Origin of the sequence: Chroococcidiopsis sp. TS-821, assembly GCF_002939305.1 — a bacterium.
Classification (GTDB): domain Bacteria; phylum Cyanobacteriota; class Cyanobacteriia; order Cyanobacteriales; family Chroococcidiopsidaceae; genus Chroogloeocystis.
Genome location: NZ_MVDI01000017.1, coordinates 1 through 26,089 on the forward strand (window position 1 = coordinate 1; position 26,089 = coordinate 26,089).

Genomic DNA, 26,089 nt, shown 5'->3' on the forward strand with positions numbered 1-26,089 from the left:
TGGATGAGTTGCGTTTGTTGGTACGAGAGCGATTGCAACAAATGACCCAAGCAGTGATTCGTTCAATTGTCGGTAGAGCCTCCATCCTTGAGGCATTATCTGTAGCCGGTCTTTAAGGAATTGGTATAATAAGCGCCCCCTCTTATCAGTTTGAGGGAGCGCTTCTTTATTGATGAATTAAGCTAACCTGAGCTTCTCGGCTGTAGCAGTTACTTAACTTGCGCAGGAACTTTCATTTCTGGTTCAGGCTTAGAACCATCTGCTTTCAATGCTTCACCTTCGATGAAGGAGCGTAACATCCACGCCATTTCTTCATGCTGTTCCATCAAGCCAGTCAGGAAGTCAGCTGTACCTTCGTCATGGAATTCTTCAGAACACTGATCGACGTGCTCGCGCAGATTGCGGATAATTTGCTCGTGATCGTCTACTAGCTGCGCAACCATTTCTGTTGCAAGTGGAATATTGTCTTCTTGCTCTTGAATCGTGGAGTTTTCTAGAAAACCTTTAGCAGTACCAACAGGGAAACCACCTAATGCACGTACTCGCTCAGCAATCGAATCAATGTTTTCAGTTAAAGCGGTGTATTGCTCTTCCCAAATTTCATGAAGCGAACGAAATTGTGGTCCTACAACATCCCAATGAAACTTTTTAGTTTTGATGAGGACTAAATACGCATCAGCTAGGTCGCGGTTTAGTAATTTAACTACGCCTGCGCGTTGCTCGTCCGATAAACCAATATTGATCTTACGCATAATTCCTTGTTTTACTCTTCTCGTTCATCCATACATAGTGGAACAAATCTTAGCTGTGAAGAACATCAGCCATAGGGGAGATTATTTCAAGAACTCGACGGAGCAACAGGACTCACCTGAGCGCGGTTCAGTAACTTGTCCCTATGACGGTAGCCGGTATAGCGCACTTTGACGCGATCGCCTGGTTGTGCAGTCCCTTCTAAGAGTTGATGCAATTGCGGATCGTAAGCTAATTCGGCTCCAACAGGTGCGATCGCTTCAACTCCCCATCGCTGCAATAACTGTTCCAAGGGTCGCATCAAAGGTAACAACCGCACAGCAGGTAATTGCGGATTTTCCTGTGCTTTTTGCGCTGCTGTTGGCCATTGTACCAGCCATGACTCAAGCTGTTGTAAACTCGATTGTTGAAACTCCTGCCACAAGCTTTCGCGCTGCTGTGCGAATGACTGCTGCAACCTTTGGTACTCTTTCGCTAATGTATCTACTGGCTGTAGCGTTGTCTGAGAATTTTTTCCAAAAGTAGCTACTAACTCATCTAATGGTACTTGTAGCACTTGCGAGAGCTTGAGCAAAGTATCTACCCGCATCTGCCCGACTTCGCCGCGACGTAACTTGCGAATTTGTTGCAGCGACACTCCTGCTGCATCAGCCAACGCTTTGAAACTCGATAATCCTACCTGCTGCATTTGTGCTTGTAGTGCAGAGGTAAGCCGATCTTCTAGATTCCTATTTGAGGATTTTTCCTGTGCATTCATAGCTTAATTGTCGCAACAATAAAGCTATATCAGGAATCAGGAATCAGAAAACAATCTCAATCGTTAGTTACGACTTCTTCGTACTTGCAGTCTCCCACAGATGGGGGATGTAGGGGGCAAAATCACCTTGACTACATTTATGCTCAGACCTTGTTAAGCTCCCTGACCCCCAACCTCTGAGCCATCTTACTGCTCCAGCAAACTGCGGAGCATCCAAGCATTTTTTTCATGGACTTGCATCCGCTGCGTTAAAAGATCCGCTGTTGGTTCGTCGTTGACGCGCTCAACAACAGGGAAAATCGAACGTGCAGTGCGGACAACTGCTTCTTGACCTTCTACTAATAGCCGAATCATGTCTTCAGCTTTAGGAACGCCTTTTGTCTCTTCAATCGAGCTTAGTTCAGCAAATTCACTGTAGGTTCCAGGTGCTGGATAGCCTAAGGCTCTAATTCTTTCGGCAATTTCATCTACCGCAGTTGCTAACTCAGTATATTCTTCCTCAAATAGCACGTGTAATGTTTGGAACATTGGACCTGTGACATTCCAATGAAAGTTGTGTGTTTTGAGGTAGAGTGAGTAGCTATCTGCAAGTAAACGTGAAAGTCCTTGCGCAATTTCTTTGCGGTCTTCTTCGTTGATGCCAATGTTTACTGGCATAACTTTACTTTGAGTTTGCATACAATTCTCCTGAATAAATTTCTTAGGCTAAGTGCATTTTCAGTACAGCACGAGGGGCTTTGCGGACTCTGGCTAGAACCGTCTCTTTCCCCAACCGCTGACACGCTTCGTAGCGGTGACATCCTGAAAAACCGTAGTACTGCCCGTCAACTTCGAGAACATCAATTGGTTCTTGCTGTCCAATTTCTCGAATCGATTCCATTAAAGCAGCTACTTTGTTCGGATCGTTTTCGCGTGGTAATGGACGTTTGATTTGATTGAGCGGAATTTCTTGTACTTTAACCATGAGTCTTGCTACCTCCTCATTGCCTATATATAAATCATAGTCGTTATGAGTTTAAGTTGCAAGTTTTTTTAAAATTACTCAAAAAGGAACTAAAATAAACCTCCACAGTCCTCGGAAATAAAGCTATTCTGAGAAAAATTACGCTACTAAAATGACCAGGCGAGGAAGCAGTGATGGAGACGCACACACAGAACAATGCAAAGCACGCGAAAGTTGAGGATGCCTGCTGTGTCAGTTTATCAAATCGTCAACTTGCATTCGGTTGTGTTTCCTACAATTCGCACCTATTAGCTTTTCTCGCGTTGTGGAAGCGAAATCAAGGTAAAGTACGATCGCACTTGACTTCGGTGTGTGTGACGACGGTTGTTTTGTGCGGTACAGCAACAGCGGCGATCGCCGCGCCAGCATCTGAGCCAGAACTCAAAATTGGAATTGTACAAAGATTTGGTGCTAAACCGACTGATGTTTTGAGTTTACAAGCAACTGCGGGCGATCGCCTGACAATTCAAGCTAAAACACAAGACAAGGAAAAAAAGCTACAAGCAACCAATATCAAGCTAGAAACCGTCATGCAACCGTTGCCTAAAGCAACACTATCTGAGCGAGTTGTGCTAAGTACGCACCGGAGTTTTGAAACGGCAGAACATACTGCGAAACAATGGCGGCAAATGGGTATCGAAGTCGAAATTGCGCAACCTGACAGGTGGCAAGTTTGGGCAAAGCGCGATATTTACAATTCACCGCTGCTACGACGTTTCTTACTCTTGAGTTTACAAGTAAAGGGCAACAAAAATGCTTATCTCGATACTCAAGTGTTACAACAAGTACCGCAAGTCAATTTAGTCGTAGATGGTCAGCGCTACGCCTATCAAGAAATTGACATCACAACGAACAAAAACTTAATTCAAATCAGCGAGGGTAACAATCAGCGCGATTTGCGGCTATATGCAGGTAGAATGCGGCTACAACCGAATGCATATGGTACGTATACATTAGTCAATGAAGTTCCGCTAGAGACTTACTTGCGGGGTGTTGTCCCGCACGAAATCGGAGCAAATGTGCCTTACTCGGCGGTCGAAGCGCAGGCAATTATTGCACGGACGTATGCATTGCGCAACTTACGTCGGTTTGCAATTGATGACTATGAGCTGTGTGCAGATACCCAGTGCCAAGTTTACAGAGGTTTAAGTGGTACAGTTCCGCTAGCCGATCGCGCGATCGCCGCGACAAAAGGCAAAGTACTAACGTATGACAATCAACTTGTGGATGCCCTGTATTCTTCCACAACAGGTGGCGTTACGGCGGCGTTTAGTGATGTTTGGCAAGGAACAGATCGTCCCTACTTGCAACCTGTAATCGATGCGGCGGATAGCGTTTGGAACTTATCAGGACAAAGCTTAGCCGAAGAAAAGAATTTTCAGCGCTTTATTGGTTTGCAGCAAGGATTTAATGAAGCTGGCTGGAGTATGTTTCGTTGGCGCAAAGAAAGCAGTTTAGCTCAGATTACACAAGATTTGCAGCGCTTTTTCAAGGCAAATAATAGTCCCTGGGCAAACCTGAAACAGATTTATCAGATGCAAGTCACTGAGCGATCGCCTAGCGGACGTATTCTGAAACTAGCGGTACAAACCGATCTGGGTACGGTTATTTTAGAAAAAGATGAAGTACGCAGTGCCTTTTCTGCACCGCGCAGTACGCTATTTTATCTACAACCACTTAATAAAGGTACAAACTCGCTGTGGGGTTACGCTTTTGTAGGTGGTGGCTTTGGACACGGCGTTGGTTTAAGTCAAACCGGTTCGCAGCGTTTAGCCAAATTAGGTTGGTCAAGTGCCCAAATTTTAAATTTCTACTATCCTGGGACGCAAATCGAACCTCTAAGCGATCGCATTACCTTCTACTCGGAGGAATCCTTTTCAACAGCTACCACAGCAAAATAAAGCAGGAACTTTTGGTGATTTAATCCCGTTCCTGCTCTATAAAGCTGCTACATCGACCGACTGATTGGCATCACATCGATTAGTAGAGATCTTCCTCTTTATGCGTTTCGATGGTGCAATCAGAAGTGGGGTAAGCTACACAGGTTAATACATAGCCTGCTTCGATTTGATCGTCATCTAAGAAAGACTGGTCAGATTGATCGACGGAACCTGATATGAGTTTACCTGCACAGGTTGAGCAAGCACCTGCACGGCAGGAATAAGGTAGATCTAACCCTGCTTCCTCAGCAGCATCTAGAATATATGTATCATCGTCAACTTCAATCGTTTGATTCAGTCCTTCAGACTCATTGATTAAAGTGACCTTGTAAGTTGCCATTCAACAGTCCTCTCTATTTGCAACGGCAGTATAAGATAAACTAAAGCAAACTTTGGGCTTTGCTTATTGGCAAAGTCCAGGATATTTATGTTCACTTCATCTCTGATACTACGAGAAAAACCATAGCTTGTAACCCCCTATTACCCCCGATTTTGCAGGCGATTAGGAATGAAATTTAGTTATTTAATCCTAATTAGTTATTCTTATGAAAGGGGTGAGTGGCTAGTGGTTAGAGAAAAGTGAAGAGGAAGAACTAAGATGCCTGGATTTGGTTATTCTGAAGAGCGTGTGGTACGAGTAGGGATTGTTGGTACTGGGTATGCGGCGAAGTTGAGGGCAGAAACCTTTCAAAAAGATGAGCGATCGCAAGTTGTTGCCATTGTTGGTCACACACCAGAAAAAACTCAGGAGTTTGCCCAAACCTATCAAGCTGAGGCGCTAACTTCTTGGGTGGACTTAGTACAAGCTGATATAGATTTGGTTGCGATCTCAAACGTTAATAAAGAACACGGCGCGATCGCAACAGCCGCACTACAAAATAACAAACACGTCGTTGTCGAGTATCCACTAGCACTCGATGTCGCTGAAGCTGAAAAGATTGTTGCACTGGCGCGCGATCGCGATAAAATGTTGCACGTCGAGCATATCGAATTACTCGGTGGCTTACACCAAGCCCTAAAACAGAACTTACCGACAATTGGCGAAGTTTTTTACGCTCGCTACGCTACAGTAACTCCTCAACGTCCTGCGCCGCAAAAGTGGACGTATCACAAAGAATTATTTGGTTTTCCCTTGATCGCAGCACTTTCGCGCTTGCATCGCCTGACTGACTTATTTGGTGAAGTGGCTTCAGTCAGTTGTCAAAATCGTTATTGGGGTGAAGGTGAGTTTTATCAAGCTTGTTTGTGTACGGCTCAACTCAAATTTGTGAGTGGTATCATTGCCGATGTTACCTACGGTAAAGGTGAAACCTTATGGCAAGACGAACGCAAGTTTGAAATTCATGGTGCGCAGGGCGGATTAATTTTTGATGGCGATGCGGGCAAATTAGTCCGAAGCGAGCAAGCAACACCAATTGAAGTTGGTTCGCGTCGTGGTTTATTTGCTAAAGATACAGAGATGGTGTTAAATCACTTGTTAACAGGTGCAAAGATGTACGTGACTCCTACTGCGAGTTTATACGCGTTAAAAATTGCGGATGCAGCAAGGCGGTCGGCAGAAACAGGCGAGACTATCATTTATGAATAAATAGCAATAGTTAAGCTTTTTGATCGAGACGCAAGGCTTGCTCTAAAGCTAGTTTTTCTTTCGCTCTACGTGCATAAGGTTGTAGCTTCGTTGAACTCCACCCTGTCAAAATACTCAAATCTTCAATACTGATTCCTTTAACCAACATTTCAACGCACCACGTTTGTTGTGCTTGCTCAATTACCGGAACTTTTCCTTCTGGCGTAATTAGTTCTTTAGTTAACTCTTGCCAACGCGCTTTTATTTCTTGCTCAGTTATTGGCATTCCGCTGTCATTTACAAACAAGGCAGAAGAATTGTCTTTACGGCTTTTGAGCCATTGTGTTAAGGGATTGCGAGTATAAGAACCGTAGCGCTTGCCCATAATCCATTGATTAACAGGAACTTGTCTGACTGCACCTTGCGTAATTTGTAACAAGTGTTGATGAGGATCGCTGATTTGGTGGCTGCGCTCTAAACGAGTAATGTCTAGGGGTGATAAACCTGTGGCAAATAAAACATAAACAAGTGCATAATCGCGTAACCCTGATTTTTTAGCTTGTTGCAGAATTGCATGCACTAAATTTGCAGGTAGATCTATTACATTTTCTGTTGAAGTTGTAGAAACTATATTTTCTCCTAAAAATAGTTTGACTAAGTCATTCAAAAACTCTTCTCGATCATTTAATTCATTTGTTTCAGTCGCCAATTCAATAATTGCGTAACCTAATAAAATATAGTTCAGTAAGCTTGCAAGTTTTTCGACGGGTAACTGACTGCGTAACTGTTCGCGCTGCATCACAGTTGCAAGATATTCGGCAACGTCGCGACTGATTTGATTGATGTATTTGCCAATGATGCGGCGATTTTCTACGGGATATTGCTGTGCTTCTCCTAAAATAGATAGCACTAATTCGGGAAATTGCGCGATCGCCGTTAAGCGATTGCTTGCATACCATTTAATTGCTTGCGCCGTAGTGTGCGTTTGCTGGGCTTGCTGGCGCAAGATTTCCCCTAACTCTTGAAACACTGCTGACTCGGAAATGACTGCAAGCAGTAAACCGTGCTTATTACCAAAATGGCGAAATAGCGTCACTTCATTAACTTGAGCTAACTCAGCAACGGCTTTTGTTGTCGTTTCGGTAACTCCCTGAGTCGCAAATAACTCAATTGCTGCATTAATCAATTTTTGTCGAGTTGAAATTTGAGTAGGCATACAGGCTAGTTTCAATCAGCGGGAGTACTGCGTTAGTTATAACTGTGCAAGTAACACTTGCATTTCTAGCGCAAAGTTGTTAAGGTAATGTAAGTAGCACTTGCATTTACTAGAGTAATGAGCGATCGCTCGTTACAAAAGATCGCTAGTGTTGTCTGCACTGGATTACTAATAGAAATTTAAGGAAAACATTCATGACGACATCAGCTGTCAACGCTGAGGGTAAGCAGCGGCTTACTCTAAGTTGGCTCAACGTGGCATTTTTTAGTACATTTCATGCGGTAGCGATCGCCGGATTTTGGCATTTTTCGTGGTCTGCATTAGGAGTGACGCTATTCCTCCACTGGTTGTTTGGCAGTATTGGTATCTGTTTAGGCTACCACAGGCTTTTAAGTCACCGCAGCTTGCAGGTGTCACCTAAGTGGGTAGAATACGCGATCGCAACTTGCGGTGCGTTAGCCATCCAAGGAGGACCAATTTTTTGGGTAGCGACGCATCGACTGCACCACGCGCATACAGAAGATAACGACAAAGATCCTTACTCTTCAGGGCGTGGCTTTTGGTGGAGTCATATGCTGTGGATTTTCTATCCCCGCCCAGAGTTTTTTGAATATAGCAAATACAAACGATTCGCTCCCGATCTTGCCCGCGATCCCTACTACAATTGGTTAGACCGCAATTTTCTCCTCTTACAAATTCCGCTTGGCGTCCTATTATATCTTTGCGGTGGATGGTCGTTTGTCATCTATGGAATTTTCGTTCGTTCAGTCATCTTGTGGCACACGACTTGGTTAATTAACTCAGCAACGCATTGGCGCGGTTATCAAAACTATCAAGTCGATGACAACTCGCGTAACCTTTGGTGGGCAGCAATTTTAACGTACGGCGAAGGTTGGCATAATAACCATCACGCTTACCCTAATGTGGCAAAAGCAGGACGGCGCTGGTGGGAAATTGATATGACTTGGTGGGCGATCAAACTCTTGCAAACTGCGGGTTTAGCTAAAAAAATTGTCATGCCTACAACTAAAGTTTGACACCTCAAATACCCTAGCTCGATGGCAGAAAATTTGAGTTGGGGTTACTCCTTCTATCGTAGAGAACATCAAAGGAAAGTAGCTATATCTTCAACTGTTCGTGTTACGGGCGCTCAATTGTTACAAGTTACCATCGCTCTTTAGGTATTCTTCATTTCGTCTGATGCCAAGTTTGAAATTTTAGGAGTGCGCAATTGAGAGTGCATGCGATCGCAAGAAGTTACACTTTCGTTGTTCAAGCCGCCGACTTCTGCCACAGTGTAAAGAGGTCTTCCTTTGACTTCTTCATAAATGCGTCCGACGTACTCGCCTAAAATACCAATACTGACAAGTTGAACAGCACCGATAAAAAAGATCGCCACAAGAATAATGGCAAAGCCTTCTAGACGCGAGCTTGGCACAAAAAGTCGCCAGTAGAGTACCAAAAGCGCCATCAAAATTGCGACGATCGCCGCCAATAAACCGACATACGTCGATAATCGTAGCGGTACTTTAGAAAAAGAGACTAAGCCATTGACAGCTAACGCTAAAGATTTTGTAAATGTATATTTCACTTCTCCCGCAAAACGCGGATCGCGTTCAAAGCGAATTGCGGTTTGATGAAAACCTACCCACGATCGCAGTCCGCGAATATAGCGATTGCGTTCCGGCATAGCATTGAGGACATCTACAACACAGCGATCCATCAAACAAAAATCCCCTGTATCTGTAGGAATATCTACATCAGCTAAGCGTTGCAATAGACGATAAAAAAAATAAGCTGTAAACCGCTTAAACCAACCTTCTTGATGGCGCTGCGTGCGTTGGGCGTAAACAACTTGATATCCTTGTCGCCACTTCTCGATCATGTCAGGAATCAATTCAGGCGGATCTTGTAAATCGCCATCGAGTACGATCGCGGCTTGTCCCCGGACAAAATTTAAACCGGCTGTCACCGCAATTTGATGACCAAAGTTCCGCGCGAGACTAAGGTAGCAAACGCGCGAGTCTCGATCGTGGAGTTCGCGCAAAAGTTGCAGCGAGCGATCGCGGCTGCCATCATTGACTAAGATCAGTTCAGCATCCCCATCAAGCCGCTGCATCACTTTGTAAAGGCGTTGATACAGCGCCGGAATCGTTTTTTCTTCGTTGAAAATGGGAACGACGATTGAATACTTAGGCAACTTTCCAAATTTATGAACGTTGAATGAATATTGTAAAGTCTCGCACAAAAAACCACCGCAGTTTTCTAGTATAGTTTTCTTTATGATGGAGGTTTTCTTGCGCATTTTTTATAGCCTAGCAACTGAAGTCGCGGCTTTAAACACAAAGTTCACCTGCGTGGACTAGAAAATAATACCCAGGTTCCTTCTTTTATCGTCCCAGCTTATTCGGAATACCACTACAACCACCAGGAATTGTTGCTCGTGTTTTTTCACCACCCCAAGCACAGCAATAGTAGCGTGTTGATTCGGACATTCGCTGCACGTTTGTAAAATCGGCACCTTCAATCACAGCGCCAGTATATTCTCCTGTTTTGTAATTGGGCGGTTCTGTACGGCTGCGCGGGCTAGCAGTTTCAGCCGTACCGTAGAACAGGCGAGTTCCCTTGAAATCTGCGCCATTGAACTTGGCGTCTGCCAAAATTGTGCGGGCGAAGTTGGCGCGGACTAAGTCACAACCACTCAAATTAACGCGAATGAGATTGGCATCGCTTAAGTCTGTCCACCGTAAATCAGTACTCGATAAATCGGCACCAGCAAGCATCACTCCCAAGTCGATAACGCGCACGCCAAAAACACGGTCTTCGGCATAACCACCGTCACCATTGAGAATGGCTCTGCCCAAACGCGAGTCGCGCTTGAGCGGTGTTAGTAATTTAGAACTAGAGAGAAATCGCAAAATCTTTGCTTTACCATCGCGATCGACACTACTCAAAATCGCTGCGGTTCGACCTTCAGCTAAGGCTCGTTCTTGCGGCCAATCTTCTAACAAGCCTTCGTCATCCAACACCAGTTCCGAAATTCCCTGAAAGTAGCTATCGATTGTTTGCTGCTGTGTAATCAGGTTTTGCTGCACGGTGAGCAAGTTTTGTTGAATCGTTAAATCTTTAGAAATAACGTATTGTCGCCACGCCACAAAAACTGCCAGTACCGCAATTAAAATTTGTCCTAACGCCCCAATCCATTCCGCAAGCGTGCCAAACGCTTCCCAGTTGATTTGGCTACCCCACAATAGCAAACGGCGATTGATACCAGTCAGTTCAGCGATGCCGAATAAAGCTGCAACAATTCCTGCTAGAGCAACAAAGAGCGATCGCTCTTGCCTAGATAACAATTCGCGGATTACAGCTTGTAACCAAGGTAAGAGTACGGCGATTGATAAAACGAGCGCTAGCACGACTCCAAACCAAGCAACTAACGCGTTACTCAATACTAGCCCGATCGTCATAATGGCGATCGCAACGAGTGTCATGCCAACTGCTTTGATATCAGGAATGCGATTTTCTGGCTGCGATCCTTGCATTGAGGCAAGTGCTGCTAAAGCCTGTTGTGAGAGCGAACCTTGGGGCGCAAGTTCGATATCTTGAGCGCGATCGGACAATTCGTCGGACGGTGGCACAACGGCTGGAGGAGGCGATAAATTTGGCTGGGAAGATTCTGGTTCAGGCGACATGATTTTACGTCACTAAGACTAAGCTGAAGCATAATAGCTGTTTTATCGTAACTGCTGCGGGCACTCTCGGCGATTGCTACTTTTGGGGAAAAGCCATGTTAGTCGTAGTATGTTCTTCTGCCGATAGATCCTTCATAATGAGCAATGTTGATTTAGTAAGGGGCTTTGAATGTGTTCCATCTTACTTTTCTTAGCTTACAGAGCGATCGTCTTTCTAGAACAAACTGGGTAAAGATGTGGAGTAGATATTAGTAGTTTATTATTGGGTGTCAAGCGACTTGTGTCAGGTATGATTGTTCGTAGTTTTCTGAGATGGAATAACGATACATATACTGATAAAATTTATAAGCGCGTGTTTTATTTATTACTTTTTCTAACTATAATTGGTGTTATTTAGCAATGAATTCATTGCGATCGCAGATTGCGCATAACCTACAGTCAGTCGCGAGTAAAAGCTAAAGCCTAAGTAGCATCCCGCAATATATAGCAAGCAGTGTAGCTTAAAGTATTAATGGTCTAAGAAAGAGTGTAGAGAACAAGTCATTCCTGCTGCAATTAAGTTGATTTTCGTGTGAGGAATCGTGGTGAAACAACAATTATGTAACAGCTTATGGTTGAGCCTTACCGTGGTGATGACAATAGCTCAGCCAGCGGAAGCTGATACTATCCAAAGCACATTGGTAGATAAGAACACATTTTTGCAACAGCACAATAGCAGTTACGATAGCTCGTTGCTGAGTTCAACTCCAACGAGCAAGCCTCTAGGCAAAGCCGCTACGTTGAGCGTTCAAAAAGGATTGACAACAGCGGGAATTATTGCACAGAACAATGTTCCCTCGACAGGCGATCGTAATATTGTTGTCCCTACAGCTCCTGCTCCGGCGACGCCAGGAACTGCGCCACCAACTGCGCCTGAAGTACGTCCTCCAGCACAGACGCCCAATTACCTCAATCCGAGTCCGAATCCACTCCAGTTTCCTACTCGCCCAGAAGAAGTTCGAATTCAAGGAACTCAACCGATCACGCTGCAACAAGCATTAGAACTTGCCCAGCGAAATAATCGTCAACTTCAAGTTGCAAGGCTCAACTTAGAGCGGAGTCGCGCTACTTTACGCGAAGCCCAGGCGGCTTTACTGCCTAACGTCAGTCTTAATGCAGGGCTAAGTCGCTCGCGAGCTGCGCAACCCCAAGCTTTTCCTCAGCAAGAAGTCAGTGCTAATACAACCTTCAGCGGTACAGCGCAACTCAGCTACGATATTTACACATCTGGAGAAAGAAGCTCTCGAATTCGTGCAGCAGAAGAGCAAATCCGCTTGAATGAATTGCAGCTAGAGCAAACCGCAGAACAACTACGATTGGATGTTGCCAACGACTACTACAATTTGCAAGCAGCTGATGAATTAGTTCGCATCAACCAATCAGCGGTCACAAACGCACAGGCAAGTCTACGTGACGCCCAAGCTTTAGAACAGGCTGGAGTCGGAACGCGATTTGACGTCCTACAATCTGAAGTCCAGCTTGCCAACGCGACACAAGAACTAACGAACGCCTTGAGTCAACAGCAAAACAGTCGCCGCCAATTAGCCGCGCGGTTGAGTTTAGCACAGTCGGTAAGTCTTACGGCAGCCGAGCCAGTACAAATTGCAGGTTTGTGGAACTTACCGCTAGAAGATAGTATCGTACTTGCGTTTCGCAACCGTGCCGAACTGCAACAGCAATTAGCACAACGCAATATTAGTGAAGCACAGCGACGAATCGCGCTATCACAACTTGGACCGCGAGTCAGTCTCTCAACAAACTACAACGTTCTTGACGTTTTTGATGACGGTTCGGGTCTTGCTGATGGTTATTCCATAGGCGCTAATGTATCACTTAATTTATACGATGGAGGAGCCGCCCGTGCCCGTGCTCGTCAAGAGGAAGCTAATATTGCGATCGCCGAGACAAATTTCGCGGATACTCGCAACCAAGTTCGCTTTGAGGTCGAAGAAGCCTACAATACTTTACAAGCCAACTTAGCCAACATCCAAACGGCTTCGGTTGCCTTGGAGCAAGCTAGGGAAGCACTAAGATTAGCACGGTTACGTTTCCAAGCTGGAGTAGGAACGCAAACCGAAGTCATTAATGCAGAAAATGCTTTAACTACTGCCGAAGGTAACCGAGTCACTGCAATTTTAGACTATAACCGCGCTTTGGCAAGGCTGCAAAGGGCAATTAGTTCAGGTCAACCGCGTTAGTAGAGACCAGCAGGGGAGTTACGAATGTGTTAAGTTCAGCAAATTCTTCTAAGAGAAACTTACACCCTAAATTAATATTATTAAATCCAGTTGATTAGCGATCTTAAACATGGTGACTAGTGGCATTGTTTCACTTTCAAGTGACTACAAATAGGCAGCTGCAGGCGCAGAGGAGCTAGTGCGGCGTGGAGGTTTCCGCGCGTGAGAGCAACTGGCGTGGGTCAAGAGAGGTACTTCAGGAGAAATTAACTGTAGTTCTCATTTAGTGAATGGTATGAATAGCTACTAGTCACTAACTACAAAGAAAGGCTATTTAAGCAAAGACGATATAGTGTTCTAGCCATAATGAAAAAGCAAGTGTTATCTCTGACCTCCAACCCCTGACCCCTGACCTCTCTCATTTCCTGATGGCTTAGGAGTCACCGAATCAACTTTATTAGAAGTGATAAATTTTTCTGGATTTTGTAAAAACGATTGACATTTATTTTCTAATACCACGCAAATATTGCTTAAAGTTTCTTGGTAGCGCTCAATATCACTTTGTTCTAAGAAGAGTTTTGCAGCTTGCTTGAGATCTGTCAGGGCATTGGAATGGTCTTGAATGTAGGTGTTATTGCTACTTTGGGCGATTTCATAGCGGACAATCCCCCTTCTCATATAAGCTTCAGCAGCTTGCGGGTCGATTTGTAAAGCTTGATTAAAGTTTTTGAGTGCTTCTTGATAACCTGGATGGAGAATATCTTTGCTGTTTTGTGCCAGTTTGTGATAAGAAATACCTCTTTTTATATAGGCTACAGCATTCACTGGATTTAGCTGTACAGTTTGGTCAAAGTCAGCGATCGCGGCTAAATAACTGCTATCCACGTCTTTACTATATTTCGCCGTGTCATGACGGACAATACCACGACTGAGATACGCTTGCTCAGAGGCTGGATTAATTTGCAGCGCCTGATCGAAATCAGCGATCGCCGCTTGGTATTCCTGCATGGGATTACTGCTGTGTTGAGCTATTTCGTAACGTGCATTACCGCGGTTGACGTAGGCATTGACATCATTGGGATTATAAAGTAGAGCGCGATTAAAATTTTCAATTGCTCCTTTATAGTTACCTAGTTTGTAGTGAAACTTGCCTTGATCGTAGTAAGCGATGGAAATTTGATTACCATTCAGTGTCGGTTGTGGGGTCGCAGGCTGTGCTTCGCTGCGATCGGGAAACAGATTAGCAAAGGTTTGCGGGGAAATTCTTAAGTCATAAGCAATTACCATAATTTCCAAAAAGACTAACGCCCCTGTGCCAATCAAACCCCACATCAAAGGCTTAACTCTCTTCTTACTATTTGCCTTACTCGTTGCAACGAGCTTCGCTGTTGGGGTAGCAGCAGCTGCATTAAAAGCTGACAGCACTTGCTGCTGATAATCCCTTTTTGGCAAGACGGTAGGTTTGCGCTTGAGTGGTTGGAGATGTTGACCTGCACGCACCGCTTGTACCGAGGGAAAAGGATCGCGTCCGCCCAGTTTGACAGCGCGATCGCACCAAGGACACGAACTGAGATGGTTGCTGTAACGGTGCTGGTTATTCTTAGCACAAGTCGTTAGCGCTTGTTCGGCTTCAATTAACGCGGCTTGCCATGCTTGAGCATTCGGTCGTAGTTTAGGATTATGATATCCCTCCTCAAAACAACGCAAGAAAAGTTGCTGTAAGGTCGGATGAAGCAATTCAAAAGGTGGCGCGATGGGTGTTGGTATATAAGGAACGCGCTTACTTTTACTGTAAACAAAATGTCCTGCACTAATTCGTGCTGAATACGAAGGAGGATCGCCAATTCCTTGATAAATTCCTGAGAATGGGTGCGTTCCTTCCATGAGTAGTTGAAACAATAATACCGCCAATCCAAAAAGGTCGTGTTCTGGCTTGCGATCGAAGTGGGCGAAGTTTTTTCCTTGCAACTCAGGCGGGGTAAATTCTGCCTTACCGACTCCACAACGATACACATAACCGTTTTTCGGATCTGGAACTTGAAACGAATCTGTGTCTACGAGTGCGATCAAGGCAGTATCGCTAACTAAAATATTTGATTCGTTAATATCTCCTATACAATAGCCACGCGAATGCAACGCACCCATCGCAGTCACAAGATTCCGTGCGGTACGATGTAGGTAAAGATAGTTAAAAAACGGGCACGTTTGGCGTCGGGTTTTCGGATTATAAAACTCGACAATCGAGTGCATGTTATTGACGCGAGGCATTAAAAAGCCTACAACACTGCCGTCTTTAATTAATAAATCAGTGGGCCAAGCAATCGAAATATGCCCTTTTGCTGCCGTTGGATTTTCTGGGGGGTTGGCAAGCATTGCCAGCAGTTTTTGCACGTGTGCTTTCGTTGGCTTGTGATATAGTTTTGCGACAAGCTGGTCATCTTGTGGCAACACAAAAACTCGCGCTTCGCCCCCATGTCCTACAACTAACTTGGGGTCTATGATAATCGATTGTTTGTTCGATTGACGTTGCAACCGCATAGCCCAATACTAACTCAATGTTGCTAACACAAGCGTTAAATCGTCGTCTGTACGTTCGGTAATTTTTGGAGAACGCAAAAAAGCGACTAGTTGTTCTTTAGCTTCGGTTTCATCTTTGATCTGGGCAACAAAATGAAACAATGGCGAGAAAAACGGCACATAAGGTTTTCCTTGATTTAATTCTAAAGCGAGCATTTGCAGTCCATCAGATAACAAAGCGATCTTAGCGGTTTTTCCTTGCCAAAGCGTGATTTGTGCTGCGTCGAGTGCTTGCGGCGAGACAAGAAAAGTTGTTTCGTTGATGTATTCTCCAAATTGCGGAGCGGTCAAGGCAATCAGATTTCCTTGGCGATCGCACGCAACAGCAACACCATCACCGATTTGTGCTGCAACTACTAAGTAGGGTGTGGCAACAACAATAATTAAAGTTGTCGCCAATTCACGAACGGATAACTGACACGCCGCGGCTTCGGCTTCTACACTTGTTCTCGCTGCGGCGAGAGCATTGTTCAATACGACACGCCATTCATTGTCGTTTGCAGGTAATGGAGCAGTTGTTAAGCGATCGCAAATTGTTTCTACGGCAGTTTGTGCCGCAACTATTGCCCCGACTTTGCCCAAGTTAGCTGAGCCAGCACCATCCGCAACGGCAGCAACTAAAATTCCTGTAGGTAACTTTTGCCAATAATGCGCATCTTGGCACAATTGCCCTACTTTTTCGTGTCCTCTACCACGCACTGACGCTGCTGCCACACGCCAATGAACTTCTTCAAGTGTATTCTTTTGTTTGAAGAAGTCATTCGCACTCATTGCATCTCACTCAATTTACTCAATTAATAATCTAGTTAACCTGGGCAATCAACGATTACCTGTGTACTATCTCATGAAGTTCTCGTTCTTTTTATAGTACTTGGCTGGTGTAACTCTAATCTAGACCTTGCCGTGGTTTTGACTTTCTTCATCTTGACTTCACAAATAATTTAATTAAATTCATACAAGTTCATGACTATCTGATTCTGATACTACATGGACTTGTAGCAGCATGCTTTTGTGCCCATCATAACTGCAATCTAGTTGGACAAAGGGTTATTACCTACAGCCAGCCTTGCGCGTCACATATTCTCAAAAATTTACAGCGAGCCATTTTGCAAAGCGCGCGCATTCAAGACAGATGCTCAGCTTCTACAAGAGGTAAGTCGGTTTCGTGCTACCAGTCTTCTCATCACGTGTCGTTGTGCATTTTGCTGTTGACGTTAAAAAGCTTACAGTTTAGATATGTAACTTTGTAGAGGAGGCACTACCGTTTCTTTTTTGATGAGGAAAGACAAACTCCTCTAGAGTCAAATGATTCGTAGACTAAAGGTTGCTAATATAGATGCTTAACAACATTTTTCAGTTCGCCAAGGTCTGGAGACTTCATGTAAAATTCATGTAACTCAATGAACTCTATAGTATAGAGGTGAGTCAACAGTTTTCTGGGGCATAGAAATACTTTTGTTCTTTCATTAATCATTTTTCTTATGTAAAACTTAAATGCTCGTATCTGAGAATTAAACAAAATTAGACTTCGTATTATAGACTGCTAAAAATAAGATTTTAAATTTAAAGTTATTGCTTGAGCAAATTGCGTACTTCACCAAGGTTTCAGTTGTAAATGACTATTCATGGCACGTTTCAAAAACTGCGTCCGTTAAGCTTGCTTGCGAATTTATGTAGTAGTTATGACAGCGTCTGTCTCAAGGTAACAAGTAATACAGTTACGTGGTTTATTTATGTCAAACAGGGGAAAATTCTTTATGCTTCGCATACGGTAGATCCCTGCGATCGCCTTGATTGCTATTTACGACGTTTTAGTTATCATAGCCCAACACTTAACAATGAAATTCGCTCGCAGCTGCGCTTAAGATTTGACAATGCCTCTGAGCTGCATCCTGAATATCAAGCAATTTGTTGGTTATTTGACAATCAATACCTCAACCAAAATCAAGCTGCAGCTTTAATTGAATATTTAGTTAAAGAGGTTATTGAATCATTTCTCTTAATTAAAGAAGGTCGCTACGAACTTGACGAAAAGTATAATATACTACCGGCTGAGTTCTGCTGGCTCGATTTGCAACCAATAGTCAAATATTGCCAGCAAAAAATTCAAGCTTGGCAATCTTTAGCACCACAAGTTTGGTCTCCCTATCAACGACCATACTTAGACAATCAACCCGGTACGAAAGAACAACTCACTCCTGAAACACAACATAAACTCCACTCGATTCTTAAAGGCTTTAGCATTCGTCATTTAGCAGTTTTACTCAACCAGGACGAACTACACTTAGTACAAAGTTTATATCCTTACATCAAAATGGGGAGCGTTATCTTACACGATCCTCAGCCACCTTTCGAGCAGCTCCCAAGAACGTATGAACCCCCAACAGAAAGTCAACCTGTTGCCGTTCAACTTGCCACTCCCGCGACAGTTGAAAATCAACCTTCGGTCACATCTAACCTTCGTAAAAATAGCGATAGCAACGACAATAAAAATACCGTTTCGCTAACCAAAGCTACACATAGTACTCAACTGCCCAAAGTCACTCAGCAGAATAATAAATCTGTTGAAAAATTTGTAGTACCTCCAGGAACAACACCTGAAAAGTCTGCTAAGCCATTAGAGAAAATTTTTAATTCTCATACTAATAAAGCAGTATATAAAGTTGTATGTATTGATGATAGTCAAGCAATGTTACGCGAACTCGCCCATTTTTTAGACGATGAAAGTTTTGATGTATATACAATTAGCGATCCTGTCAAAGCGCTTATGCAAATTGTGAGAATTAAGCCAGATTTAATTTTATTAGATATTAAAATGGCTAAAATTGATGGATATGAATTATGTCGTTTACTGCGCAATCATATTTTATTTAAAAGTACGCCCATTATTATGGTAACAGGTAGTACAGGAATTATTGATAGAGTAAAAGCTCGAATCGTAGGTGCGTCTGGCTATTTAACAAAGCCTTTTACTCAGTCTGAATTATTTAAAATAATCTTTCGTCATTTATCTTGAATTGTCTTTAGTATGATTTAATTAATAATAATTATGATAATTAGAGGAAAATAAAGGTGGCTACAATTTTAGTAGTTGAAGATACTTTGTCTGAGTTGGAATTAATAAGTAATTACCTGCGCGAAAGTGGCTACAGTGTTATTGGTGTTACGAGTGCCAAAGAAGCATTGCATAAAGCCGTGGAAGAAAAACCGGATGCAATTGTTACGGATATCGTCATGCCAGGTATGAGTGGCTTTGAATTATGCCGTAAACTAAAAAACAATCCGGCAACGGAGCAATTACCGATTATTATTTGTAGTTCCAAAGATCAAGAGATTGACCGCTTTTGGGGGATGAAACAAGGTGCAGCGATTTATGTCACTAAGCCTTTTACCCGCGAAGAATTAGTGCGTGCTGTCAAATCAGTCGTGGCTTAAAAACTTATGGATATTCCTATCCTGACATCACAGTTACATCGACCGGAAACCAGTGTAGGTGATTCTTATTTGAGATTTCAAATTAATGCAGATACTCCAGCACTGCTGGCGATGAAGTACGTTCAAGAAGTCTTAATTGTACCGACTACACGGATAACACCGATGCCAAATATGCCAGAGTGCATATTAGGATTATTCAATCGCCGCAACCGCATCCTCTGGGCAGTCGATCTAGCACTAATGTTGCTAGCGCAACCGATTGATGCTAGTAGCCAGCAATACCACAGTGCGATCGTCCGAGTAGGGGAAACTCCGCTAAGCTTAATCGTACGAGAAATTCAAGGAGTTACCAGAGTGACGTCAAATGTACAACCTGCAGCCGGAGAAAGCACCGCACTACTGCCTTACCTAGAAGGATATGTTTGGCAACAACAAGAGAAATTGCTGGTGTTAGATGCAAAAGCAATTGTAAATTCTCCGAGTTTACATAGCTACTAGTTGTATAGTAATCGAGCAAATACTGATTGGAGCGGATATGGCAACCCGATTTAAACAGGAATCAACGAGTAGGCATCAACACAAAAGTGCAAATCACCTGGACAGCGATCGCTACAGCAGTGATGATGTCCCCAACCGCGTTCAACCTTATTCCGGGTTAGATATTAATCAGCCGCTTATCCAGCCGACGCGTAAATTAAGTTTGCCCTTTTGGCAGCAACTTAGCTTGAAAACAAAAGCAACTACCCTGGCAATTGTCCTTAGTACGCTACCGATTATCATTATTGGCGCCGCCGCATACCATATCACAAATAAAGGCATTACAAACAACGTTACGCAACAGCAACAAGCACGCGCGATCGCTTTAGCCAGTCAATTTGATAATTTTATTTCGCAACGCTATCTCGATATTCAAAACTTAGCACAGTCGAGTATGTTAAGCGATCCTGCTGTGCGAGCAATCGTATCGACGCAAGCCAAGCAATTTAATTTAGAGCAGTATATTAAAAATAACCCTGGTTACGATAATATTGTCGTGATTAATCCCGCTGGTCAAGTGATTCTGCAAACTGCGGGAGAAGGTATCGCTAACTATAGCAATGTAGATTATTTTCAACAAAGTATTAAAACGAAACGTCCTGTCGTTACGCCACCGAGAAAGTCATTATTAACAGGTGAATACTCGATCTATGCCGCAGCTCCTGTCATTGATGCAACAACTGGAGAAGTGTTTGCAGTGGTGCGATCGCGGACTCCGGTACAATACTTTAATGAAATTTTACATGCTGAAGCAAAAACCCTAGCTCGTACCGGCAACAGTTTCGGCGTTGAAGAATACTTTGCTGTCAACGACTTAGGCAAAATTGTTGTTGCTCCGACTGAACACCTAGACTACATTGGTGAAGACGCGCAAGCAGTATTTTCCCGCGTGGCATCGCGATTAGTTAACAATACTTCGGTCGGCAGTATCATCGACCGCGATCGCAACGAGCGCCAAGAATATTTAGTATCCTACACCCCCATTCGCCAAATCGAAAGTCAAACCGACTTGAATTGGAGTGCGATGGTTGCACTACCCACAGAACAAGCTTTTGCTGCACGTCAAGGATTATTTTTACCCTTTTTCTTAGGAACAAGTGCGATCGCCTTACTTGTGGGCGCAATCGTCGCTTACTTCGTTAACCGCGCCTTACGTCCAGTCGTCAATGCTTCGTTGGCAGTCCAAAAAATCGGCAACGGGCATCTCAATACAAGATTAAGCGTACGCGGTAACGATGAGTTAGCCATGCTCGGTACTAACATCAACAACATGGCAGAGCAGCTGCAAATTTTAATGCAACAGCAAGAAGAAGTGACCGAACAAGCACAACTCTTTGCAGATGTTACGTTTCGGATTCGTCGTTCGTTGAATGTAGACGATATTCTCAAAACAGCAGTAAAAGAAGTCAGAAAAGTGCTTCGATGCGATCGCGTTGTAATTTATCAGTTTAATCCTAACTATAGCGGTACAGTTGTTGCCGAATCTGTTGCCCCTGGTTGGACACAATCATTGGCAGAAACCATTGACGATCCTTGTTTTAGAGACCGACACATTCAACAATACCAAAACGGTCGCGTTCGCGCCATCGACAATATCCATCAAGCTGGGTTGACCGATTGTCATATCAAAACTTTAGAACGATTTGAAGTCAAAGCCAATTTAGTCGCGCCCATCCTCAAAGACAGTCAATTACTAGGGTTGCTCATTGCGCATCAGTGTGCAACCACCCGCGCTTGGCAACAAGCTGAAATCGATTTATTTACGCAGCTAGCTACTCAAATTGGATTTGCACTCGATCAAGCCTACCTTCTAGAACAAGTCGAAAAAGCGCGAACAGTCGCTGAAGAAATTTCTAACGAACAGCGATGGCAAAAAGAAGTACTTCAACAACAATTGATGGGTTTACTCAGCGATGTTGAAGAAGCAACCAAAGGAAACTTAACCGTACGCGCAGAAGTAACTGCTGGCGAGATTGGTACTGTGGCTGACTTTTTTAACTCAATTATTGAAAGCTTACGTCAACTGGCAACCAATGTCAAAACAGCAGCAAGTCAAGTTAATGTTGCAGTTGCCGAAAATCAAGATGCCATGCATCAATTAGCCGAGCAAGCCTTACAACAAGCCACAGCGATTGCCCATAGTCTCGATGCTTTAGCACAGATGACCGACTCGATTCAACAAGTTGCCGCTAGCGCCCACCAAGCCGCAGAAATTACGCGCACAGCTTCGCTCACTGCCCAAGTGGGAGGAGTCGCCATGAATCACGCCGTAGACAGCATTTTAAACTTACGCCAGACTGTTGCCGAAACTGCAGGCAAAGTTCGCCAGCTAAGCGAATCTTCACAACAAATTTCCAAAGTTGTTTCTTTAATTAACCAAATTGCACTGCAAACTAACATTTTAGCAATTAACGCTAGTATAGAAGCAAATCGTGCAGGTGAAGAAGGTAGAGGCTTTGCTTTGGTAGCAGAAGAAATTGGCGAACTTGCCTCGCAATCGAGCGCCGCAACAAAAGAGATTGAGCAGATTGTGGAAAATATTCAACGCGAAACTGTTGAAGTTACCCGCGCGATGGAACTTGGCACAAATCAAGTTATTGAGGGAACGAACTTAGTAGAAGACACGAAGAAAAATCTCAAGAAGATCTTTGATGTTTCGTGCCAAATCGATCAATTAGTTCAATCTATTTCTCACGCCACAATCGCGCAAGCCCAAACCTCGCAAGAAGTTACCCAGTTAATGAAAGAAATCGCAACTGTTTCTGAGCAAACTGCAAATTCTGCACAGCAGGTTTCAGGGTCTCTACAACAGACAACTGCGATCGCCCAGCAATTACAAACTTCTGTTGGTGCCTTTAAAGTTGATGATGAAAGTTAAGTCTTTCATCGTATAGCAATGGTCGATAAAGTTAGGACATTGTCCGCTTTTCTCGTCAAGAGTTTTGAGATGACCTCACCATAGTTTGCCCTTGCCCTAATCATACCCTGACCTCTAACCTCCGACTTCTGACCCCTAGCTTAATCACATGGTAAAGGATAAAGAACTAGAAATCCGGCTATCGTTTCTTGAAGAAGCTCAAGACTATGTAAATACGATGGAAACCGGAATTATGGTTGCTGCTGCACGCGAAGAGCGTCAACAAATGGACGCGGTATTACGCGCTGCACACTCGATTAAAGGCGGCGCGGCGATGATGGGGTTTCCTATCCTCAGCGAGCTTGCGCATCGTTTAGAAGATTTTTTTAAAGTGTTAAAAGCACAGCAACTAGCCATTGATGCTGAATTGGAAAGTTTGTTGTTGGCAAGCATCAGTTGCTTGCGACAAGCGATCGCAATCTATCATCAAGGAACAACGCTGGACGAACAATGGCAACAAAACCATGTCGAACCAATTTTCTCTCAACTCCAACAACGTCTAGGAGAGGCAACATCGACTGAGAGTAACGAGTTGCTATTGTCTGAAGATACGCAAGACATGCAAACTTTAATCTTTGAAACAGAAGTAGAAGAATGCCTGCAACGGTTAGAAGGTATCCTAGCAGAGCCTCAGCAACCTGGACTTTTCGCAGAAACTCTCACAATTGCGCAAGATTTCGCGAGTTTAGGGCAAATGTTTCAACTTCCGGCATTTCAAAGCTTTTGCGAGTCGATTATTCACCATCTCGAAGCCTCCCCCGATCGCGTTACAGAAATTGCGCGTTGGGCTTTGCAGGAATGGCGGCGATCGCAAGCTGCTATTTTACTTCATCAAGGCACAGTTCCCGCCACACTTCCTCTAGATGCAGTTAATGATAACGAGCTAGAGACCACACAACCCGCAGCGACAGCCTTTGACTTACTTACTGATTCCGAAACAACGGTAGAAAATCCTCAAGAACTTACTCTCTCTTCGACTCAAGAATCTCAAAAGAAATCTGTTCATCTAGCTTCTGAATCTGATTCAGCTTTAGTTGTCAAAGAGCAAGATACAACAGTTCGCGTTTCGATTGATATCCTCGAACACCTTAACGATTTATTCGGAGAATTCACAATTGAGCGCAACGGCATTAACTTGTATTTGGAGCGCTTGAGAAACTTAGTTAAAATTTTAGATGGTCGAGTTCGAACGCTGAAAAACCTAGATACACGCTTATTTGCAGCGTATGAAAGGAATAACTATTCGCCTAGAGACACTGCTGATACATTTAATAACTACGCGCTAGAACGCGAAAATAATTTTACTCATAGTTCTAACGAAAATTCTAACCTCCGAACTTTAATCGACGAGGTTATGGAAAACGTTTTTCGGATTCAAGAGGTCGCAGACGATATTAGCCTGAGTATCGAAGACACGACACAAACTGTTGGCGAACTCAATCGCACAGCCAAACAAATGCAAACAAGTTTAACGCAAGTGCGAATGCGTCCTTTATCTGACTTATTAAATCGATTTCCTAGATTTTTGCGCGAGCTTTCCCTACAGTACAACAAAAAAGTTGAATTAAAAATCCACGGCGGCGAAACTTTAATCGAACGTAATATTTTAGAAGCCTTAAACGATCCTTTAATGCATTTATTACACAATGCGTTCGATCATGGAATTGAAGACCTGCAAACGAGGCGATCGCGCGGCAAACCAGAACAAGCCACTATTGAAATTAAAGCCACTACGCGTGGCAATCAAACGATTATTAGCGTGAGCGATGATGGTAGAGGAATTGACTTAAACGCCATACGCGTTAAAGCGCAACAGTTAGGTTTAGACGCGAAGGCGCTGACAACAGCTAGCGAACAAGAACTTTTAACACTGATTTTTGAACCAGGTTTTAGCACTGCACGTCAAGTGACGAACTTGTCTGGTAGGGGAGTTGGGCTGGATGTCGTCCGCACAAACTTAAGCAAAATTCGCGGAAATATTAAAGTTGATACGCAGCTTGGTGTAGGCACAACTTTTCATCTTAATGTACCGATAACACTCTCAATTGCCAAAGTTGTTCTTGTTGAAAGTAATGGGATGCTTTTAGCATTTCCCACTGATGTCATCGAAGGAATGCTCATACTTAATTCTGAACGCGTTACCACAATTGCTGGTAATGAAATGTTGTGTTGGGAAAACAACACAATGCCTTTAATTCGCTTGGGACAATGGCTTGTATTTCGTGGGTTAACGCACCAAAAATCTCCTGCAGTCACTGTACCAAATATGAGCGTTCCCACAGTATTAAAAATTATTCAAGGTCATGAATTAGTTGCTGTGCAAGTAGATCGTTGCTGGGGCGAACAGGAAGTCGCGATTCGCCAAGTTGAGGGCACGATCGCTATGCCTCCTGGATTTTCTAGCTGTACAATTTTAGGTGATGGTCGCGTTGTCCCCTTGGTTAATCCTTCAGCTTTACTGCATTGGATTTCGACTTGTCAAAAATCAGCTAAACTAGAACAACCCGAAACGCTAACCACTGCCCAAATTCAAAGTCATAAAGATACAATTCTAGTCGTTGACGACTCGATCAATGTGCGTCGCTTCTTAACTTTATCTTTAGAAAAAGCTGGCTACCGCGTTGAAGAAGCGCTCGACGGGCAAGATGCGCTAGAAAAACTTGTTAGTGGCTTGCAGGTAAAGGCTGTGATTTCTGATGTTGATATGCCTCGCCTTGATGGTTACAGCCTACTTGCCCAAGTAAAATCGATGACTAATCTCCAGCAAATACCTTTTGTGATGTTAACTTCGCGGCAAGGACAAAGAGAGCGTCAACTAGCGCTCAATTTAGGAGCAGCAGCTTATTTTTCTAAACCTTTTAACGAGCAAGAATTGCTTCAAAGTTTACAGTTGGTTTTAAATTAAAGATATAAATTATTTAGTTGAGCTATTTACTCAAACATCAATTGCATCTTGCTCCAACCTACTCGTTGTGACGATTCGCAAAAGTACGGTACTGCTAACACACCGCGACTGTTTGCATTGATTGATCGCGGCTCGCAATAGGTCTAATTCTTGCTTGCTCAGAACCTTCAGTAGGCTCAAGACGAGCATCGTAGACTTCTTTTCGTCTCACATCTATAATAGCTTCCCTGATTCATGCGCTATCTTTAGGAATTTTGCATGATATTCATTTTCATCAGCCGTAGCAGAAAAAGCATTATCAATGTCTGCCCTTCTCTGCGCTACTCGTTCATGTCGTAAAGCAATAGCAACATACTTCATTACGACTGCGAGCGTATCTTTGTTTTGATGTCTATTCTGATATCACTTGAGCGCGATCGCATCAAGAATTATTTCCCTTATTGCCTGTGCTGCGAAGTTAAGTGATACAATCATCTACCAAAGCTAGGGGTGTCTGGATAGTCCAGGCTGAGATCAAACCCTGAGAACCTGAGACCGGCTCATACCGGCGGAGGGAAGCTGTTACTAGAGGAACTTA

19 protein-coding genes, 1 pseudogene and 1 riboswitch are annotated in these 26,089 nt (G+C 43.7%); of the genes and pseudogenes, 9 read left to right on the forward strand and 11 right to left on the reverse strand.

The annotated features are described in order from the left end of the window. Positions 1-209: 209 nt before the first annotated feature. The 4 genes from B1A85_RS22920 to B1A85_RS22935 all read right to left on the reverse strand — a co-directional run bounded on the left by B1A85_RS22920 (position 210) and on the right by B1A85_RS22935 (position 2,471). On the reverse strand, positions 210-752 hold the full coding sequence (locus B1A85_RS22920) for a Dps family protein (protein WP_104549035.1): 543 nt from the start codon (positions 750-752) through the stop codon (positions 210-212). 86 nt (positions 753-838) lie between these two features. Then, the gene (locus B1A85_RS22925; RefSeq protein WP_104549036.1) at positions 839-1,507 is read right to left on the reverse strand and encodes a helix-turn-helix domain-containing protein; all 669 of its coding nucleotides are present in this window, start codon (positions 1,505-1,507) and stop codon (positions 839-841) included. 186 nt (positions 1,508-1,693) lie between these two features. Further along, positions 1,694-2,185: a Dps family protein gene (locus B1A85_RS22930; protein WP_104549037.1), complete on the reverse strand. Its 492-nt coding sequence runs from the start codon at positions 2,183-2,185 to the stop codon at positions 1,694-1,696. A gap of 22 nt (positions 2,186-2,207) precedes the next feature. Beyond that, the gene (locus B1A85_RS22935) at positions 2,208-2,471 is read right to left on the reverse strand and encodes a ParB N-terminal domain-containing protein (RefSeq protein WP_015186772.1); all 264 of its coding nucleotides are present in this window, start codon (positions 2,469-2,471) and stop codon (positions 2,208-2,210) included. Positions 2,472-2,644: 173 nt separating this feature from the next. Between B1A85_RS22935 and B1A85_RS22940 the strand changes: the two genes are divergently transcribed. Beyond that, positions 2,645-4,411, forward strand: a complete 1,767-nt coding sequence (locus B1A85_RS22940) for a SpoIID/LytB domain-containing protein (RefSeq protein WP_104549038.1) — start codon at positions 2,645-2,647, stop codon at positions 4,409-4,411. Positions 4,412-4,490: 79 nt separating this feature from the next. Here the strand turns inward: B1A85_RS22940 and B1A85_RS22945 are convergent, their stop codons facing one another. Next, entirely contained in the window at positions 4,491-4,790 is a 300-nt protein-coding gene (locus B1A85_RS22945) for a ferredoxin (RefSeq protein ID WP_104549039.1), read from the reverse strand. A 258-nt stretch (positions 4,791-5,048) separates the two neighbouring features. Here B1A85_RS22945 and B1A85_RS22950 point away from each other — a divergent pair, with 258 nt between their 5' ends. Next, positions 5,049-6,038: a Gfo/Idh/MocA family protein gene (locus B1A85_RS22950; protein ID WP_104549040.1), complete on the forward strand. Its 990-nt coding sequence runs from the start codon at positions 5,049-5,051 to the stop codon at positions 6,036-6,038. A gap of 10 nt (positions 6,039-6,048) precedes the next feature. Here the strand turns inward: B1A85_RS22950 and B1A85_RS22955 are convergent, their stop codons facing one another. Next, the gene (locus B1A85_RS22955; RefSeq protein WP_104549041.1) at positions 6,049-7,233 is read right to left on the reverse strand and encodes a TetR family transcriptional regulator; all 1,185 of its coding nucleotides are present in this window, start codon (positions 7,231-7,233) and stop codon (positions 6,049-6,051) included. Between the two features lie 194 nt (positions 7,234-7,427). Between B1A85_RS22955 and B1A85_RS22960 the strand changes: the two genes are divergently transcribed. Beyond that, a complete protein-coding gene (locus tag B1A85_RS22960) occupies positions 7,428-8,270 on the forward strand; it encodes a fatty acid desaturase (RefSeq protein WP_104549042.1) in 843 nt (280 codons plus the stop codon). 140 nt (positions 8,271-8,410) lie between these two features. Here B1A85_RS22960 and B1A85_RS22965 read toward each other — a convergent pair whose 3' ends face one another. Both B1A85_RS22965 and B1A85_RS22970 read right to left on the reverse strand, forming a co-directional pair. Next, complete coding sequence (locus B1A85_RS22965; protein WP_246841515.1) at positions 8,411-9,433, reverse strand: glycosyltransferase family 2 protein; 1,023 nt, start codon at positions 9,431-9,433, stop codon at positions 8,411-8,413. Positions 9,434-9,623: 190 nt separating this feature from the next. After that, complete coding sequence (locus tag B1A85_RS22970) at positions 9,624-10,925, reverse strand: pentapeptide repeat-containing protein (RefSeq protein WP_104549043.1); 1,302 nt, start codon at positions 10,923-10,925, stop codon at positions 9,624-9,626. A 584-nt stretch (positions 10,926-11,509) separates the two neighbouring features. On the opposite strand from B1A85_RS22970, the gene B1A85_RS22975 reads away from it, so the two are divergent. Further along, positions 11,510-13,162, forward strand: coding sequence for a TolC family protein (locus tag B1A85_RS22975; RefSeq protein ID WP_104549073.1), 1,653 nt, complete (start codon positions 11,510-11,512; stop codon positions 13,160-13,162). Positions 13,163-13,522: 360 nt separating this feature from the next. Here the strand turns inward: B1A85_RS22975 and B1A85_RS22980 are convergent, their stop codons facing one another. Continuing rightward, on the reverse strand, positions 13,523-15,679 hold the full coding sequence (locus tag B1A85_RS22980) for a tetratricopeptide repeat protein (protein WP_104549044.1): 2,157 nt from the start codon (positions 15,677-15,679) through the stop codon (positions 13,523-13,525). A gap of 9 nt (positions 15,680-15,688) precedes the next feature. Continuing rightward, positions 15,689-16,489, reverse strand: a complete 801-nt coding sequence (locus B1A85_RS22985) for a PP2C family serine/threonine-protein phosphatase (protein ID WP_104549045.1) — start codon at positions 16,487-16,489, stop codon at positions 15,689-15,691. Positions 16,490-17,333: 844 nt separating this feature from the next. Here B1A85_RS22985 and B1A85_RS22990 point away from each other — a divergent pair. The 5 genes from B1A85_RS22990 to B1A85_RS23010 all read left to right on the forward strand — a co-directional run bounded on the left by B1A85_RS22990 (position 17,334) and on the right by B1A85_RS23010 (position 25,512). After that, the gene (locus B1A85_RS22990; RefSeq protein WP_104549046.1) at positions 17,334-18,734 is read left to right on the forward strand and encodes a response regulator; all 1,401 of its coding nucleotides are present in this window, start codon (positions 17,334-17,336) and stop codon (positions 18,732-18,734) included. A 56-nt stretch (positions 18,735-18,790) separates the two neighbouring features. Further along, complete coding sequence (locus B1A85_RS22995) at positions 18,791-19,153, forward strand: response regulator transcription factor (RefSeq protein WP_104549047.1); 363 nt, start codon at positions 18,791-18,793, stop codon at positions 19,151-19,153. Positions 19,154-19,159: 6 nt separating this feature from the next. After that, positions 19,160-19,651, forward strand: coding sequence for a chemotaxis protein CheW (locus tag B1A85_RS23000; RefSeq protein ID WP_104549048.1), 492 nt, complete (start codon positions 19,160-19,162; stop codon positions 19,649-19,651). A gap of 37 nt (positions 19,652-19,688) precedes the next feature. After that, positions 19,689-22,568 carry a methyl-accepting chemotaxis protein gene (locus tag B1A85_RS23005; RefSeq protein ID WP_104549049.1) on the forward strand — a complete coding sequence of 960 codons (2,880 nt, stop codon included), beginning with the start codon at positions 19,689-19,691 and terminating at the stop codon, positions 22,566-22,568. A 148-nt stretch (positions 22,569-22,716) separates the two neighbouring features. Further along, positions 22,717-25,512, forward strand: coding sequence for a hybrid sensor histidine kinase/response regulator (locus tag B1A85_RS23010; protein WP_104549050.1), 2,796 nt, complete (start codon positions 22,717-22,719; stop codon positions 25,510-25,512). Positions 25,513-25,598: 86 nt separating this feature from the next. On the opposite strand, the pseudogene B1A85_RS26400 reads toward B1A85_RS23010, so the two are convergent. Then, a pseudogene (locus B1A85_RS26400) lies at positions 25,599-25,723 on the reverse strand (type II toxin-antitoxin system PemK/MazF family toxin); the annotation flags it as partial. 264 nt (positions 25,724-25,987) lie between these two features. Continuing rightward, a riboswitch (TPP riboswitch) is annotated at positions 25,988-26,085 on the forward strand. Positions 26,086-26,089 lie beyond the last annotated feature (4 nt).